The sequence below is a fragment of the Paraburkholderia translucens genome, from assembly GCF_020881035.1.
Lineage (GTDB): Bacteria > Pseudomonadota > Gammaproteobacteria > Burkholderiales > Burkholderiaceae > Paraburkholderia > Paraburkholderia translucens.
Genome location: NZ_JAJITC010000011.1, coordinates 135,151 through 150,921 on the forward strand (window position 1 = coordinate 135,151; position 15,771 = coordinate 150,921).

The 15,771-nt window shown below is 64.9% G+C and carries 14 protein-coding genes; 5 read left to right on the plus strand and 9 right to left on the minus strand.

All coding sequences use genetic code 11. The features are described from left to right. Positions 1 to 151 precede the first annotated feature (151 nt). Both LJ655_RS20620 and LJ655_RS20625 read right to left on the minus strand, forming a co-directional pair. Positions 152 to 535 carry a nuclear transport factor 2 family protein gene (locus LJ655_RS20620; RefSeq protein WP_230563070.1) on the minus strand — a complete coding sequence of 128 codons (384 nt, stop codon included), beginning with the start codon at positions 533 to 535 and terminating at the stop codon, positions 152 to 154. A 41-nt stretch (positions 536 to 576) separates the two neighbouring features. After that, on the minus strand, positions 577 to 1,140 hold the full coding sequence (locus tag LJ655_RS20625; protein WP_230563071.1) for an acyloxyacyl hydrolase: 564 nt from the start codon (positions 1,138 to 1,140) through the stop codon (positions 577 to 579). A gap of 353 nt (positions 1,141 to 1,493) precedes the next feature. Here LJ655_RS20625 and rpoH point away from each other — a divergent pair, with 353 nt between their 5' ends. The 4 genes from rpoH (at position 1,494) to cydB (ending at position 5,787) form a co-directional block, all read left to right on the plus strand. Then, complete coding sequence (gene rpoH / locus LJ655_RS20630) at positions 1,494 to 2,429, plus strand: RNA polymerase sigma factor RpoH (RefSeq protein WP_230563072.1); 936 nt, start codon at positions 1,494 to 1,496, stop codon at positions 2,427 to 2,429. Positions 2,430 to 2,773: 344 nt separating this feature from the next. After that, positions 2,774 to 3,034, plus strand: a complete 261-nt coding sequence (gene cydP / locus LJ655_RS20635; protein ID WP_230563073.1) for a cytochrome oxidase putative small subunit CydP — start codon at positions 2,774 to 2,776, stop codon at positions 3,032 to 3,034. Beyond that, the gene (locus LJ655_RS20640; protein ID WP_230563074.1) at positions 3,024 to 4,616 is read left to right on the plus strand and encodes a cytochrome ubiquinol oxidase subunit I; all 1,593 of its coding nucleotides are present in this window, start codon (positions 3,024 to 3,026) and stop codon (positions 4,614 to 4,616) included. The genes cydP and LJ655_RS20640 overlap by 11 nt, the downstream gene beginning before the upstream one ends. Positions 4,617 to 4,650: 34 nt before the next feature. Further along, positions 4,651 to 5,787 (plus strand): cytochrome d ubiquinol oxidase subunit II, encoded by a 1,137-nt coding sequence (cydB, locus tag LJ655_RS20645; RefSeq protein ID WP_230563075.1) that lies wholly within the window; start codon positions 4,651 to 4,653, stop codon positions 5,785 to 5,787. A 122-nt stretch (positions 5,788 to 5,909) separates the two neighbouring features. On the opposite strand, the gene nagE is transcribed toward cydB, so the two are convergent. The 6 genes from nagE to LJ655_RS20675 form a co-directional block, all read right to left on the minus strand. Further along, on the minus strand, positions 5,910 to 7,703 hold the full coding sequence (nagE, locus tag LJ655_RS20650; protein WP_230563076.1) for an N-acetylglucosamine-specific PTS transporter subunit IIBC: 1,794 nt from the start codon (positions 7,701 to 7,703) through the stop codon (positions 5,910 to 5,912). A 131-nt stretch (positions 7,704 to 7,834) separates the two neighbouring features. Continuing rightward, entirely contained in the window at positions 7,835 to 10,402 is a 2,568-nt protein-coding gene (gene ptsP, locus LJ655_RS20655; RefSeq protein WP_230563148.1) for a phosphoenolpyruvate--protein phosphotransferase, read from the minus strand. Positions 10,403 to 10,440: 38 nt separating this feature from the next. Further along, entirely contained in the window at positions 10,441 to 11,457 is a 1,017-nt protein-coding gene (locus LJ655_RS20660; protein WP_230563077.1) for an SIS domain-containing protein, read from the minus strand. After that, positions 11,441 to 12,544 (minus strand): N-acetylglucosamine-6-phosphate deacetylase, encoded by a 1,104-nt coding sequence (gene nagA / locus LJ655_RS20665; protein WP_230563078.1) that lies wholly within the window; start codon positions 12,542 to 12,544, stop codon positions 11,441 to 11,443. The genes LJ655_RS20660 and nagA overlap by 17 nt, the downstream gene beginning before the upstream one ends. Positions 12,545 to 12,619: 75 nt before the next feature. Continuing rightward, a complete protein-coding gene (locus tag LJ655_RS20670) occupies positions 12,620 to 13,354 on the minus strand; it encodes a GntR family transcriptional regulator (RefSeq protein ID WP_230563079.1) in 735 nt (244 codons plus the stop codon). A gap of 388 nt (positions 13,355 to 13,742) precedes the next feature. Then, positions 13,743 to 14,555, minus strand: coding sequence for a MetQ/NlpA family ABC transporter substrate-binding protein (locus LJ655_RS20675; RefSeq protein WP_230563080.1), 813 nt, complete (start codon positions 14,553 to 14,555; stop codon positions 13,743 to 13,745). A gap of 259 nt (positions 14,556 to 14,814) precedes the next feature. On the opposite strand from LJ655_RS20675, the gene LJ655_RS20680 reads away from it, so the two are divergent. After that, entirely contained in the window at positions 14,815 to 15,105 is a 291-nt protein-coding gene (locus tag LJ655_RS20680) for a YciI family protein (RefSeq protein WP_230563081.1), read from the plus strand. Positions 15,106 to 15,149: 44 nt separating this feature from the next. On the opposite strand, the gene LJ655_RS20685 is transcribed toward LJ655_RS20680, so the two are convergent. Then, positions 15,150 to 15,767 (minus strand): SCO family protein, encoded by a 618-nt coding sequence (locus LJ655_RS20685; protein ID WP_230563082.1) that lies wholly within the window; start codon positions 15,765 to 15,767, stop codon positions 15,150 to 15,152. Positions 15,768 to 15,771: the final 4 nt, after the last annotated feature.

Consider the following 15,771-nt stretch of genomic DNA (forward strand, 5'->3'; position numbering starts at 1 on the left):
CCGGACGAGCACGGCGCAGACAGGCGCGATAAAGCGGACGAATGCGTGACCGCGTGAAACACCCGAAGATTGAGATTTCGGCAGCGCAGTGCGCAACCCGCATTGCGCTTGCGCCGCGGACGCGCTCACGAGGCGCGCGCACAAAAAAATTTCACTCCAGCGCGCAACGCGTCGCCTGCCATGCGATCAGCCGCCACTGCCCGTCTTCATGCGTATGAATCGCCGTATAGGCAATCGGAAACAGCAGCGCCCCGTTATTCGCCTCCATCTCGATCAGCGCGCGACCCGTGACCACGTAGGTCTCTCGCCCGGCCGGCAACACGTCCTGCGACTGCACTTCGATCTGGCGATACCGGCGGCGCCCCGCGATGATCCCATCGATGAACTGCCGCTTCGTCTCGCGCTTGCCGTTCGTATGAACGTAGCTGACGTTGTCCGCGAGCAGCGCGTCGAGCAATTGGCCGTCGCCGTCGACCATCGCGCGAAAACGCTCCCGCTCGAGCCCGCGAATCGCTTCGATCATCTTTGCCGCCATTGCAGAGCCCCTCGAACACCGCGAGCCGCAGGCGGCCACGGTCAGAAGACATATTGCAAATATAGCTGGCTGAAATTTATACCAGGATTCGGCTCTTTGATACCGCCGTTGGAGACATGCTGAAAGCGGTAGCCCGCAACGTACCGCTGATGATCGCCGAACTGCAGCCCGACGCCCGCCATGTCGGCGAACTGGAACGCGGTGCCCAACGTGACGTCGGTAGAAATTCGCGGGCTGGTCAGCAGCCTGACGCCAGCCCCCACCTCGATGAAAGGCCGCACGGAACCCGATGCCTTGACGAAGCGGATCACCGGCGTCACACCGATCTCGCCGATGTTAGGGTGAACGTTTCCTTCATCGGTGTGCCACCACGCGACGTGCGCCTCGCCGATCAGCGCGAAATGCCAGTCGCCGATCTGCCACCAGCTCAGGTTCGGATCCCAGACCATACCGAGATCGAGCTTCGTGATGTGATGATCGCCGACGCCGACGGCCATCTGCACGCCGAACTGATCGGCGTGGGACACGCTTGCCGCTCCCAGCAGCACAACGGCGAGCACGCCGTTTAGAGTAAGTCCACGCGAAACAACCTTGTTCTTGTTCATCCGGCACCCGTCCTGGCGAGGAATAAGCAGAACCGCTCTGGTAGTTCCAAGCGCAACCTGAACAGCAGGAGCTTATGAATAACGCGCCGACTGCGCAATTATTGGCCCAACACAAGAAGATATCGGTAATTTATTGCGAGCATCAGCGCGCCAATCGGTAGTTTCTACAGCGTCGGCAGGCGGATCAAATTCAGCGTATGATGCTATCAAGGACGGAAAATCAATAGGATTTGTGGAACTCGCACAGCCCCGCGACATCTAAGCATTAGCACTCAGTAGATCAGAGTGCTAACATCCATCGCTGGAGTCGTTTACTGAGTACGCTATTGTCTGATTCCAAAGGAGCTTCACACGTGAGCCATGCAATGACCCTTGCGAGTACTTTGAGCCCGTCGTCGGCTAAGGCCGCTTCGGCAGGTGCATTGGCGCTTTCGCATTCCTCGCTGCTGTCCGGTCAACTGGGCAACATCGACGCTTACATCCAGGCGGTCAACCGGATTCCAATGCTGACGGCGGCGGAAGAACGCCAGTTCGCCACCGAATTGCGCGAACACGACAATCTGGAGGCGGCCCGCCGCCTCGTTTTGTCGCACCTGCGGCTCGTCGTGTCCATCGCACGCAATTACCTCGGTTACGGGCTGCCGCACGCCGACCTGATTCAGGAAGGCAACATTGGCCTGATGAAAGCGGTCAAGCGCTTCGACCCCGAGCAAAACGTGCGCCTCGTATCGTACGCGATGCACTGGATCAAGGCGGAGATCCACGAATACATCCTGCGCAATTGGCGGATGGTAAAGGTCGCCACCACCAAGGCGCAGCGCAAGCTGTTCTTCAACCTGCGCAGCCATAAACAGGGTCTCGGCGCGTTCACGCCGGACGAGATCGACGGTCTCGCCCGAGAACTGAACGTGAAGCGCGAAGAGGTCACGGAGATGGAAACGCGTCTGGCGGGCGGCGACATCGCGCTCGAAGGTCAGGTCGAAGACGGCGAAGAGTCGTATGCGCCGATCGCCTATCTGGCCGACTCGCACAGCGAGCCGACCGCCGTGCTGGCTTCGCGTCAGCGCGACCGGCTGCAAAGCGACGGCATCGCGAGCGCGCTGGATGCGCTCGATCCGCGCAGCCGCCGCATCATCGAGGCGCGCTGGCTGAAGGTCGCCGACGACGGCTCGGGCGGCTCGACGCTGCACGAGCTGGCCGACGAGTTCGGTGTCTCGGCCGAACGGATCCGCCAGATCGAAGCCAGCGCCATGAAGAAGATGCGCGGCGCGCTGGCCGAATACGCTTAAAGCGTCAAGACCATGCGCGTGTAGACGGTGTCGCGCAAGCCCCGCCCTCGTAAGACGGCGGGGCTTTTCATTTTCTTTCCATTCTTACGTCGTCGCGGCCGCACATTCGCCTCCCGCTCACCCACGTCCCGGCCAGGCGATGCCCGTAACCTTTCTTGACGTATCGCAAGTCCAGTAGCAATACTGCACAAATGCGGCAAGTTTCGCGACTTGATTCCGCATGAGCTAATCCTGAGCGCGCGAGGTTCGATTCCAGCAATCGGCATGCATTCGCCAGACTGCCTGATAGCCAGGTCGTCTGGATCCAGCCGGACTCACCGGCGTGAAGTCGTCTTCGACCGATCATGACCATAGCCCTCAATCGCAGCAGCACTCTCCGGTCACGCTGGCGCGGCCGGTTCACCCAGTGGGTGCGCGGTCCAACGCTGGCGCGCGATCTCGCCATCGTTCTCGCCATCAAGTTCGCACTGCTGATGGCGCTCAAGTACACTTTTTTCAATCATCCACAGGCGGAGCACGTGATGCTCCCGCCTGAGCAGGTCGCGCAGGCGCTGCTGTCGGTGCCCGCCCCGCATCCGTCTGGAGGTGATCAACATGCCCGCTAGCGAAGTCGTTGAGCTGTCGCGCCTCCAGTTCGCCATCACGGCGCTTTATCACTTTCTGTTCGTGCCGCTCACGCTCGGCCTCGCCTGGCTGCTCGTGATCATGGAATCGGTCTACGTGATGACCGCCAAGCAGATCTACAAGGACATGACCCAGTTCTGGGGCAAGCTGTTCGGCATCAACTTTGCAATGGGCGTCGCGACCGGCCTTACGCTCGAATTTCAGTTTGGCACCAACTGGGCGTACTACTCGCATTACGTCGGCGACATATTCGGCGTGCCGCTCGCCGTCGAAGGGTTGATGGCGTTCTTCCTCGAATCGACCTTCGTGGGCCTGTTCTTTTTCGGCTGGAACAGATTGTCAAAAATCCAGCATCTGATTGTCACGTTCTGTGTTGCGCTCGGTTCGAACCTGTCGGCGCTGTGGATTCTGGTCGCCAACGGCTGGATGAATAATCCGGTCGGCGCGAGGTTCAACTATCAGACGATGCGCATGGAGCTCGACAGCGTCTTCTCGGTGATCTTCAACCCCGTCGCACAGGTGAAGTTCGTGCACACGGTGTCGGCCGGTTATGTGACCGCGGCGATGTTCGTGCTCGGTGTGTCGTCGTGGTATCTGCTCAAGCGCCGCGACACCGAGTTCGCGCTGCGCTCGTTCGCGATCGCCGCCGGCTTCGGCCTCGCGTCGGCGCTGTGCGTGATCGTGCTCGGCGACGAATCGGGCTACCGCACTGGCGAGGTGCAGCAAGTCAAACTTGCCGCGCTCGAATCCGAATGGGAGACCGCGCCCGCACCGGCACCATTTACGGTATTTGGCATTCCGAATCAGGAGGAGCAACGCACCGACTTCGCGATTCGTGTGCCGTTCGCGCTCGGCATTATCGCCACCCGCTCGCTCGACGAACCCGTGGTCGGTCTGCGCGACCTGATCGCCGCAAACGAAGGACGCATCATGAACGGTATGGTCGCTTATTCGGCGCTGCAGAGATTGAAGGCAGGCGACTCGAGCGACGAAGCGCATGCCGAGTTCGACAAGTACGAGGCCGATCTCGGCTACGGCCTGCTGCTCAAGCAGTTCGCACCGAACGTGACCGACGCGACGCCTGAGCAGATCGCCGCCGCGGCAAGAAGCACGATCCCGCCGGTGCTGCCGCTGTTCTTCTGCTTCCGCATGATGGTCGGCCTTGGCCTGCTGTTCCTCGCGACCTTCGTGCTCGCGTTCTGGTTCTGTGCGCAGCGCACGCTGCTGCTCGGAAAGCGTCGCTGGTTCCTGCGCTGGGCGGTCGCGGCGATTCCGTTGCCGTGGCTTGCCGCCGAGCTTGGCTGGATCGTCGCGGAAATGGGCCGCCAGCCGTGGAGCATCGCGGGCATTCTGCCCACCAACCTGGCCGCGTCGACGCTGACGTCGCGCGACCTGTATCTGAGCATCGGCGGCTTCGTGCTGTTCTACACGGTGCTGTTCATCATCGAGATCATGCTGATGTTCAAGTACGCGCGGCTCGGCCCATCGTCGCTGCATACGGGCCGCTATCACCACGAGAACGGCCAGCCGGTGGCGCAGCCGGTGTCGAACCCGGCCGCGTGACACGCCGCCGCACCGCTTCCGAGGAATATCCGATATGGACTACGCAGCTCTCAGACTGATCTGGTGGGTATTGATAGGCACACTGCTGATCGGCTTCGCGCTCACCGACGGCTTCGACATGGGCGCGGCGATCCTGCTGCCGTTCATTGCGAAGTCCGACTCGGAGCGCCGCATCGTCGTGAACACGGTCGGCGCGACGTGGGAAGGCAACCAGGTCTGGTTCGTGACCGCGGCCGGCGCGATGTTCGCGGCGTGGCCGCTCATCTACGCGGCATCGTTCTCGGGCTTCTACTTCGCGATGCTGCTCGTGCTGTTCGCGCTGTTCTTCCGCCCGGTCGGCTTCGACTATCGCGGCAAGCGCGACGATCCGCGCTGGCGCAACGCATGGGACTGGGGCCTATTCATCGGCGGCTTCGTGCCGGCGCTGGTGATCGGCGTCGCGTTCGGCAATCTGCTGCAAGGCGTGCCGTTCTCGATCGATACCGATCTGCGCGTCACCTATCACGGCAGCTTCTTCGGCCTGCTCAATCCGTTCGCGCTGCTGACGGGTCTCGTCAGCGTGTCGATGCTGGCCGCGCATGGCGCCGCCTTCGTCAAGTGGAAGACAGATGGCGTAATCCACGAGCGTGCCTCGAAAGCGTTGCGGCTCGCGGCGCTGTGCACGGTGGTGCTGTTCCTCGTGGCAGGCGCGCTCGTCGCGACGATGATCGGCGGCTATCAGATCGTCGACATGCCACCGCTCGACGCGGTCTCCAATCCGCTGATGAAGACCGTGATCGGCGCGCCGGGTTTGTGGCTGACCAACTACGCGCTATTTCCGTGGATGATGATTGCGCCACTCGCGGTTCTGCTCGGCGGTGTGCTCGCGGTGCTGCTCGCGCGTTCGCGCTTCGAGGCGACGGCGTTCCTGTCGACATCGCTGATGGTCATCGGGGTCATTCTGACCACGGGCTTCTCGATGTTCCCATTCATCATGCCTTCGTCGCTCGACGGCCGCAGCAGCCTGACCATGTGGGATTCGACATCGAGCCGCATGACGCTCGAGATCATGCTGGTCGCAGTAATCGTGTTCCTGCCGATCATCCTGCTCTACACGGGCTGGGTGTATCGCGTCATGCGCGGCAAGGTGACCGCCGCGGCAATCGAGGAAAATCACCATTCGATGTACTGACCGGCACGGCGCTTCGACAGGAAACAGGCGTTCATGAAAAAGCGGCACCTTGGGACAAGGCGCCGCTCTCTTATTGCAGTCGTGCCATGGCTGCGTGATGGCCGCCTTGCGACGTCAACCGATCACACCGGCACCGGCGCCGCATTCGCGCCGCCGCCGTGCGACGACAGGTGCTCGGCCAGCCTCTGCGCATAGCGCTGCGCGGCCTCGCCGACGACGATATGGAACGTGTCCGTCGACACCCAGGCGGTGTCGAGCGAAGCGAGGCGCTGACGATCGACCGCCGACGGATCGCGCACGACCACTCGCAGACGTGTCGCCGCGACCGCGTCGAGCGACACCACGTTGCCCGCGCCGCCGAGCACGGCGAGCCAGCGCAGCGGATCGGGATCGAGCGGACCGCCTCGCGCGTCGTGAGCCTGTACAGCATGCGCGGCGTTCTGCGCGACCGGCGCGGCAGCCGTAGCAGCACCCGCCGCCCTCCCCGCACTCGCGCCGCCTTGCGCGATCGCCGCACGCATTTCGTCAGCGATGATGTCCGCCTCCGGTCCGATGATCACCTGCACGTCATTCGTACCCCGCTTCAGCACGCCGCGCGCGCCGATCGACTTCAGCTCGCTCTCGGAGACCTTGCCCGCATCGACGACCGACAGACGCAGACGCGTCGTGCACGCATCGACGACCGACAGATTCGCCGCGCCACCCAGCGCCGCGATGTAACGCTGCGCACGCGGCACGGCCGCGCCGGCCGCCGGCGCGACGAAACCGCCCGCCGCGAACGACTCGACCTGTTCGTCGGCAGCGGCGGGCTCACGGCCCGGCGTCGCCATGTTGAACTTGCGGATGAAGAAGCGGAACAGACCGTAGTACACGACCGAGTACGCGATGCCGATCGGAATCGCCCACCAGCCCTTCGTCGACAGGCCGAAGTTCAGCACGTAGTCGATGAAGCCCGCCGAGAACGTGAAGCCGAGGTGAATGCCGAGCGCCGAGCAGATCGCGAGCGACAGCCCCGTCAACAGCGCGTGGATCGCATACAGCACCGGTGCGAGGAACATGAAGCTGAATTCGATCGGCTCGGTCACACCGGTCAGGAACGACGTGAGCGCCATCGAGAACAGCAGGCCGAACACCATCGCGCGACGCTCCTTCGGCGCCTCGTGATACATCGCGAGACACGCGGCGGGCAGGCCGAACATCATCACCGGGAAAAAGCCGGTCATGAAGGTGCCCGCGGTCGGGTCCCCGGCGAAGAAGCGGTGCAGATCGCCCGTGACCGGCACGCCGCCCGCCGGCGTGAAGGTGCCGAACACGAACCACGTCAGCGAGTTGAGGATGTGATGCAGGCCCGTAACGAGCAGCAAGCGGTTCAGCACGCCGAACACGAAGGCGCCGAGCGCGCCGGCCGTCGTGAGCCAGTGACCGGCCACGTCGATCGCGTTCTGCACCGGTTCCCACACATGCCCGAACAGGATGCCCAGCACCACGCAGACCACGCCTGTCACGATCGGCACGAAGCGTTTGCCGCCGAAGAACGCCAGGTAGTCGGGCAGCTTGATGTCCTTGTAGCGGTTGTACAGCAGCCCCGCGACGATCCCCGCGATGATCCCCGACAACACGCCCATGTTGAGCTTATCGTTGATGTCCTTCATCACTGCGATCTGCACCAGATAACCGATCGCGCCGGCGAGACCCGCGACGCCGTTATTGTCTTTCGCAAAGCCGACCGCCACGCCGATCGCGAAAAGGAGCGGCAGGTTGTCGAAGATCGCGCCGCCCGCATCGGCGATCATCTTGATGTTGAACACGTCGGGCTGGCCGAGCCGCAGCAGCAATCCGGCGACCGGTAGCACGGCGATTGGCAGCATCAGCGCGCGTCCCAGGCGCTGAATCTTCAGAAACGGATTTCCATCCATCGGTATCTCCAGTTTTGTCTCGTAGGGGTACGTCTTGGTTGAGTGGTGCAGCCGGGGGGCGAATCGCTGCGCGCGCGAAGGCAGACGTGCTGCCGGGCGCACGGCGTGCGGGTTCTCCAGTTCGTTGAGCTCTAATCGAGCGGCCAGGCCGCGCGGCTTGCGGCTCTGACTGCCTGCGCCGAGTCGAGCGCGAGGGCGTCGCGCGCGCGCTGGCGGCACAAGTGATAGTCGAGCGTGCGCACGCGTGCCTTGATGCCCGGCACCGATACCGGGTCCACCGAAAGCTCGGTCACGCCGAGCCCGACGAGCAGCGGCGTCGCGAGCGGGTCGCCAGCGAGTGCGCCGCACACGCCGACCCATTTACCATGCTTCGCCGCACCTTCGACGCTCGCCGCGATCAGGCGCAACACCGCCGGATGCAGGCCGTCCGCTTGCGCCGCGAGATCGGGCTGGCAGCGGTCCATCGCAAGCGTGTATTGCGTCAGGTCGTTGGTGCCGATCGACAGGAAATCCGCGTGCTGCGCGAGCTGGTCGGCGAGCAGGGCAGCCGACGGCACTTCGATCATCACGCCCACTTCGATTGGCTCCGTGTTGCCCGCTTCGCGCGCAAGCTCGTCGATACGCTTGCGAATGCGCACGAGCTCGCCCGCATCGGTGACCATCGGCAGCAGGATGCGCACCGCGCCGGCCGGACGCACCGCGAGCAGGCCGCGCAACTGATCGTCGAGCAGATCGGGGCGCACCTGCGCGAGGCGCACGCCGCGCAGGCCGAGCGCGGGATTCGGCTCGGGTGGCAGCGTCAGATAGTCGACTTCCTTGTCCGCGCCGACGTCGAGCGTACGGATGATCGCGGTACGGCCACGCAACGCATCGACGATCGCCTGATAGCTTTGACGATGCTCGTCCGCGCTCGGCGCGGCCGGGCGATGGATGAACAGCAGCTCGGTGCGCAGCAGGCCGACCGCGTCGGCGCCGTTGTCGACGGCGGCCGTCGCGTCGTCGAGCGTGGCGATGTTGGCGGCCACTTCGATCGCGCGTCCGTCGGAGGTCGCCGCAGCCTGCTGCGACGTGCGCCGATTCGCTTCGCGCACGTCGGCGAGACGGCTGCGTTCGCGGCGCGCGCGCTCGACGTCGAGTTCGGTCGGCGCGAATTCGAGGCGGCCAGTGCTCGCGTTCACCACCACTTCAGTGCCGTCGGGAATTGCATGCAACGCGTCGCCGACCGCGACGAGCGCGGGAATGCCCGCCTGGCGCGCGAGAATCGCCGCGTGCGAGGTCGCGCCACCGCGCGCCATCACGAGCGCGGTCACCCGCGTACGATCGAGTGACGACAGATCCGACGGCGTGAATTCGTCCGCCGCGAGCACCGCCTCGTCGGGCAGCGAGCGCGCCGCGGTGCTTGTGTAGCCGAGCGCGCGCTGCACGCGCTTTTCGATGTCGCGCAGGTCCGCGGCCCGCTCGGCGAGCAGCGCGTCCTCCACGTTACTCAGAATCCCGATTTGCGCCTGGATCGCCTCGCGCCACGCCAAACCGGCGCTCTTGCCGAGGCTGATCAGATCGCGCGCGGCGTCGAGCAGCGTAGGGTCTTCGAGCAGCACGCGATGCACCGCGAAAATCCCCGCCTCGCCGACCGCACCGCGTTGCGACGCGTCGCGCACGATGGCGTCGAGATCGGCGTCGACTACCGCGATCGCCTTGTCGAGCAGACGGCTCTCCGCCGCCGACGTGCCACTCGCCTGCTGCGGCGGATCGAGGTCCGCGTCGTCCCAGCGCACCAGCTTGCCGACCGCGACGCCCGGCGACGCGCACACGCCGGCGAGCGTATTCGACGCGAGCGGTTCGCCAGCCGCGGGCGCTGCAACGACCGCGGGCGGCGTTGTCGCCGATCGCGCCGGCTTCTGCTCGACTTCGCCGTGCGCTTCGCGCGTCAACTCGTCGGCGATCGCATCGACGGCCGCCTGCGCCTGCGGACCGACGCCGAGCAGCTCGACGCTCGCGCCTTCGCCGGCGCCCAATCCCAGCAGACCCACCACGCTTTCGATCGGCGCCTTGCGCCCGTCGTAGCGCACCTCGACGCGCGCGTCGAAGCCGCGCGCCGCTTCGCGTGCCCGCGCCGCCGGCCGCGCATGCAGACCGCCTGCGTGCGCCAACGTGATGAGCCGGCGCGCTTCGTCCATGACCTGCGCGGTGCCCGCCTCGCGCGCGGCGTCCTTGTTGACGCCGTCACGCGCGCGCAGCACCAGCAGCGGTGTTTCGCCCGTCTTCGCCAGACCGGCCGGCGCGCGCTCGATCACCTCGAACGCATCCGAATTCGCAATCGCGATCACCGACACGAGGCTCGGTGCGTTCAACGCGATCTGGTCCTGGTCGAACTCGATCAGCACGTCGCCCGCGCGAACCTGCGCGCCCTGCTCGACCATCGGCGCGAAGCCCTTGCCGTTCAGCCCGACCGTGTCGATGCCGACGTGCAGCAGAACCTGCGCGCCCTCGGCGCTCTCGAGCGTCACCGCGTGGCCGGTGCGCGCGACGTGCGTGACGACACCGTCGCAGGGCGCGACGAGCCGCCCCTCGAGCGGGTCGATGCCGATGCCGTCGCCGAACATGCCGCCCGAAAACACCGGGTCCGGCACGTTCGCGAGCGGCACGACCGGACCCGTCAGAGGTGCGAACAAAACAATGTGATCTTCGGAATAGCTCATCAGATTGGACTTCTCGACACGTCGCATCGTCATTCTCATCAATGAGTTTCGGTGACTTTGTTGAGATGGCGCGGCGCATCGGGATTGCGCCCGCGCGCGGCGGCAAGATCCGCGGCCATCACGTAAAAGGACTGGATGGCGGCGATCGGATCGAGCGCCGCGTGCGCGGTGGCGACGAGCGGCAGCGAGGCCTGCGCGACGTCGTCCGGCGCGGCGAGCAGCACGCGCGCACCGCGTGCGCGCATGTCGTGCGCGAGCTGCAGCAGCCCCGCCTGCTCGGGTCCGCGCGGCGCGAACACGAGCAGCGGATAGTCGCGGTCGATCAGTTCCATCGGACCATGACGCACTTCCGCGCTCGAAAACGCTTCAGCCTGGATGCCGGAGGTCTCCTTCAGTTTCAGCGCGGCTTCCTGCGCGATCGCGAGACCCAGACCGCGGCCTATCACGATCATCCGCTCGACGCCGCGCAACTCGTTGACCGCCACCGACCAGTCGAGCCGGCCCGCGCGTTCCAGCGCATCCGGCAGCCCGCTGAGCGCGCCGAGCAGCTCGGCGTCGTTCTGCCAATGCGCGACCAGTTGCGCGGAGATCGACAGCATCGCGATATAGCTCTTGGTCGCCGCGACGCTCAATTCGGGACCCGCAACGAGCGGCAGATGCCACTCACATGCGTCGGCGAGCGGCGAGTTCGGTGCGTTGACCGCGGCGACCGTCAGCGCACCGGCCGCGCGCAGCGCGATCATCGTGCCGACGAGGTCGGGGCTCTTGCCCGATTGCGAAAACGCGAGCGCAAGCTGATCGCGCACCTGCAGCGGCGCCTGCTGCAGCGTCGCGACCGACATCGGCAGCGACGCCACCGGTACGCCGATGCGGCTCATCGTCAGGGATGCGAAGTAGCTGGCAGCATGGTCCGAGCTGCCGCGGGCGACGGTCAGCGCAACATGGCGCGGCTGTTGCGAGAGCTTCGCGGCGAGCGCCGCGACGCGCGAGGTGTCCTTGAGCTGCTCGGCGACCGTTGCGGCGGACGCGAGCGCTTCGTTAAGCATATTCGACAATGGCTTCTCCTTCGACGTATGTCGCGCTCAACGCCAGCTCGCGATCGAACACGACTACGTCGGCCCAGGCACCACGCGCGATGCGGCCGCGGTCCTCGATGCCGAGATAGTCGGCGGCGTAGCGCGACAAACGGTGTGATACATCGGCGATCGGCAGGCCGAGCGAGACAAGGTTGCGCAGCGCCTGATCCATCGTCAGGGTGCTGCCCGCGAGCGTGCCGTCGGCGAGACGCACGCCGCCGAGGCACTTGGTCACGTGCTGGCTGCCGAGGCGATATTCGCCGTCGGGCATGCCGGTGGCCGACGTGCTGTCCGTCACCACGTACAGGCGCGGAATCGCGCGCAGCGCGGCGCGGATCGCGCCCGGATGCACGTGCAGCAGGTCGGGAATGATTTCGGCGTATTCGGCATGCGCGAGCGCCGCGCCGACGAGGCCAGGGTTGCGGTGGTGCAGCGGCGACATCGCGTTGAACAGGTGCGTGAAGCCGCACGCGCCGTGCTTGAGCGCGGCGACCGCGTCATCGTAGGTGCCGAGCGAATGGCCGAGCTGCACGCGCACACCGCGCGCCGTCATCTCGGAAATGATCTCGATGTGGCCGGCGATCTCGGGCGCGAGCGTCACGACCCGGATCGGTGCGATCGACAGATATTTGAGCACCTCGTCCATCACCGCCGATACCGCCGCGTCCGGCTGCGCGCCGAGCTTGCCGGGGTTGATGTACGGCCCTTCCAGATGCACGCCGAGCACGCGCGCGCAGCCCGGTGTGCGCATGCGCGTGACGCGGCCGAGCCCGGCGACCACGTTCATCAGCTCGTCGCGCGGCGCGGTCATCGTCGTGGCGAGCAGGCTCGTCGTGCCGTAGCGCGCATGCGTGCGCGCGATCGTTTCGATCGCGTCGCCGGCCTCCATGACGTCGGCACCACCGCCGCCATGCACGTGCAGATCGATGAAGCCGGGGAGGATGTACGGCGCGTCGTTCGTCGACGGGTCAACGCGCTCGCCGGACAGTGCCGTGATGCGGCCGTTTTCGAATTCGAGCGTGCCGTGAATCCATCCGTCGGTGGTGAGTATGTTTCCGGTCAGCATGAGTTTCTCTGGTGCGTGAGACGTATTCGGCGAAGGTGCGTCCGCCGGACTTGCAGCTTGCGCGGGCAGCGCGGCTCAGCTGCGCAATTCAGCGACGAAGTCGTAGTAGTCGTCGCGGCAATAGGTATCGGTCAGTTCGATGGCGCGCTGGTCCGCGCTGTAACCGATGCGGGTAATGACCAGCAGCGCGGTGCGCGGTTCGATGTCCATCAGTGCGGAAATTTCGCTTGACGCGTTGACCGCGCGAAAGTGCTGCAATGCGCGCACGACCGCCGCGCCTCGTTGCTCGAGATAGCTGTACAGCGAGTCGCCGATCGCGAGCGGATCCGGCACGATCGAGACCGGCAACGCCGAATGCTCGACCGCCATCACGATGCCGTCCGCGCGCCGCAGCCGCCGCAGGCTCGCGACGGCCGCGCCCGGCGACAGGCCGAGGTGCAACAGCTCGTCACGATTGGCAGCGCGCACGTTCCGTTCCAGCCATACCGAGTCCGGCCGGAACCCGCGTTGTTGCATCTTCTTCGTGAAGCCGGTGAGACGCGACAGCGGATCCTCGACGCGCGGCGTGATGAAGCTGCCCGCGCCACGCGAGCGCCGGATCAGACCCTGCTCGACCAGCAACTCGATCGCCTTGCGCGCCGTGATACGTGACACGCCGATCGCGTCGGACAACGTGCGCTCGGATGGCAGCGCCTCACCGGCCGACCAGACGCCGCAATGGATCGCCGTCGCCAGGTTGCGAGCAAGCTGCAGGTAGAGCGGCGTGACGTTGCGCACGTCAGGCATCAATGCGGACCAGCGAGTTTCCATGGGGCTCCAAGGACGCCGCGAGCAGTACGGCCTGGAAAGTTGAGAGCCCATTATATAACCAACATAATACCAGTCAATTGATTGGTTCCATGGTGGTCTGGATAGCCTCAAAGCCTTACCGAATAAGGCTCCAAGCCGGTTTCGAAGGTTCGGAGGGACGCCATTCGTGGACCAGGACTTACCCTATCTAGCTGGTGGTATCTAAAAAGCCGCGCCGGTCAATACCTGTTTAATACCAATTTGCGTCGTGGCGTCAGGGGCGCCGCTTCAACCGGGATCTGTTGATCGAAAGATCGGGGGATGGAGCTATAAAAAAGCCCGCGCCTGTGCGGCGCGGGCCTTTGCCGATGCCATGCGATCGCGGGTGCGATCGCGCGGAACGCATCGCTTAGAACGACGGGACCATCGAACCTTTGAACTCCGTCTTGATGAACTGGCGCACATCTTCCGACTGATACGCCGCGACCAGCTTCTTGACCCACGGCTGATCCTTGTCCTTCGCGCGCACGGCGATCAGGTTCGCGTACGGGCTGCGGATGTCTTCGAGCGCGATCGCGTCACGGGTCGGCTGCAGGCCGGCGGCCAACGCGAAGTTGGTGTTGATGACGGCGGCATCGACGTCGGCGAGCGAACGCGGCAGTTGCGCGGCGTCGAGTTCGACGAACTTGATCTTCTTCGGATTGTCGACGACGTCGAGCGGGGTTGCGTTATTGCCGCCCGTGGCCGCGCCGCTCTTCAGCTTGATCAGCCCCTGCGCCTGCAACAACAGCAGCGCGCGATTCTCGTTCGACGGATCGTTCGGCACGGCGACCTTCGCGCCCTGCGGCAGGTCTTTCAACGACTTCAGCTTCTTCGAATACCCGCCGAGCGGCGAAATGTACGTGAGGCCCGCGTTGACGAGCTTGTAGCCGCGCTGCTTGATCTGGCTATCGAGGTACGGCTGGTGCTGGAAGCTGTTTGCGTCGAGGTCGCCCGCGTCGAGCGCGGCGTTCGGCTGAATGTAGTCGTTGAACTCGACGACCTTCACGTTCAGGCCTTCGCGCTTCGCCACCTTGGTGACGACTTCCCAGATCTGCGCGTCCGGGCCGCCGATCGTGCCGACCTTGATCACCTTGTCGTCGGCGTGGGCGCCGAAGCTGGTCAGGATCGCCGCACCGGCGACGACTGCGGTGAGGGCTTTGAGGATGATTCTGCGCTGCATGTGATTCTCGCTGTTGCTGATCGACTGTTGAAGTCGATGGCTCCGATTGATGCGGGAGCGGGATGAAAACGGACGGCGCCCGGTTCGTGAACGTACGCCGTCGGCCAAGCCCTAAATTGTTTCATATGGCCGACAAGTTGGGAAATACCCTGATCGAATATGGATATGCGCAGCGCAAGCGCGACGGCAATTGCCCGGCTGACCGATAATCCGGAGCCGTAGCCGCACACGGCCCATCCAACCTCCAATGAGAACGACTATGTACGTGATAAACCTGACCTACACCGCCCCGCTCGATCGCATCGACGACGCGCTCGACGCGCATCGCGCGTTTCTCGCCAGACAGTTCGACGCGGGCATCTTCGTCGCGGCCGGCCCGAAAGTGCCGCGCGATGGCGGCATCATCCTCGCGGTGCGGATCGAGCGCGACAGGCTCGACCGGATTCTCGCGAGCGATCCGTTCGCCGAGCAACAGCTCGCGCGCTACGAGGTGACGGAGTTCAAGACGACGCGTCTCGCGCCGGGGCTGAATCTGCCGATTCCGGACTGAGCGCGGGTGCGCAGAGGAAATGGGTTGGGGGCCTGCGAGGCACCTCAATCGAGCAGCAGCTTGATGTCATGCACCCACGGCGTCGCGCCCTGGCCATCGCGCGCGAACAGACGCAGCTTGCCTTCCGTGTCGAACACATAGCTCGCGGCCGTGTGGTCCATCGTGTAGGTGTCGGGCGTCTTGCCCGGCACCTTCGCGTAGTAGACGCGGAAGTCTTTCGCGACCTTGGCGAGCTGTTCTTCGTTGGCGGGACGCAGACCGACGAAGCTCGGATTGAATGCCGGCACGTATTGCGCGAGCAGTTGAGGGGTATCGCGCTCGGGGTCGACGGTGACGAACAGCACCTGCACACGCTTCGCGTCTTCCGGCCCAAGCTGCTGCAACGCCTGCGACAGTTCGGCCATCGTCGTCGGGCAAACGTCGGGGCAATGCGTATAGCCGAAGAAAAGCACGACGACCATGCCTTTGTAGTCGGCAAGCGTGCGGATCTTGCCGGACGTGTCCGGCAACGAAAAATCGCTGGCAAATTGGGTATTGCCGGTGATGTCGAGATTCGAGAAGGCCGGCGGCTGCTTGCCGCAACCCGCCATGAGCAGCGTGCCGCCGAGCGCCCAAGCCATCACGGCGGCGCGCGCGACGCGCGCGAAGCGGTTCTCGTACATGACG

What these genes read in the sequence shown, in the direction of transcription:
- LJ655_RS20620 (WP_230563070.1), bottom strand. Translation starts at nt 535, where the DNA reads ATGGCGGCAAAGATGATCGAAGCGATTCGCGGGCTCGAGCGGGAGCGT.
- LJ655_RS20625 (WP_230563071.1), bottom strand. Translation starts at nt 1,140, where the DNA reads ATGAACAAGAACAAGGTTGTTTCGCGTGGACTTACTCTAAACGGCGTG.
- cydP (WP_230563073.1), top strand. Translation starts at nt 2,774, where the DNA reads ATGACCATAGCCCTCAATCGCAGCAGCACTCTCCGGTCACGCTGGCGC.
- LJ655_RS20640 (WP_230563074.1), top strand. Translation starts at nt 3,024, where the DNA reads ATGCCCGCTAGCGAAGTCGTTGAGCTGTCGCGCCTCCAGTTCGCCATC.
- cydB (WP_230563075.1), top strand. Translation starts at nt 4,651, where the DNA reads ATGGACTACGCAGCTCTCAGACTGATCTGGTGGGTATTGATAGGCACA.
- nagE (WP_230563076.1), bottom strand. Translation starts at nt 7,703, where the DNA reads ATGGATGGAAATCCGTTTCTGAAGATTCAGCGCCTGGGACGCGCGCTG.
- ptsP (WP_230563148.1), bottom strand. Translation starts at nt 10,402, where the DNA reads ATGAGCTATTCCGAAGATCACATTGTTTTGTTCGCACCTCTGACGGGT.
- nagA (WP_230563078.1), bottom strand. Translation starts at nt 12,544, where the DNA reads ATGCTGACCGGAAACATACTCACCACCGACGGATGGATTCACGGCACG.
- LJ655_RS20670 (WP_230563079.1), bottom strand. Translation starts at nt 13,354, where the DNA reads ATGGAAACTCGCTGGTCCGCATTGATGCCTGACGTGCGCAACGTCACG.
- LJ655_RS20675 (WP_230563080.1), bottom strand. Translation starts at nt 14,555, where the DNA reads ATGCAGCGCAGAATCATCCTCAAAGCCCTCACCGCAGTCGTCGCCGGT.
- LJ655_RS20680 (WP_230563081.1), top strand. Translation starts at nt 14,815, where the DNA reads ATGTACGTGATAAACCTGACCTACACCGCCCCGCTCGATCGCATCGAC.
- LJ655_RS20685 (WP_230563082.1), bottom strand. Translation starts at nt 15,767, where the DNA reads ATGTACGAGAACCGCTTCGCGCGCGTCGCGCGCGCCGCCGTGATGGCT.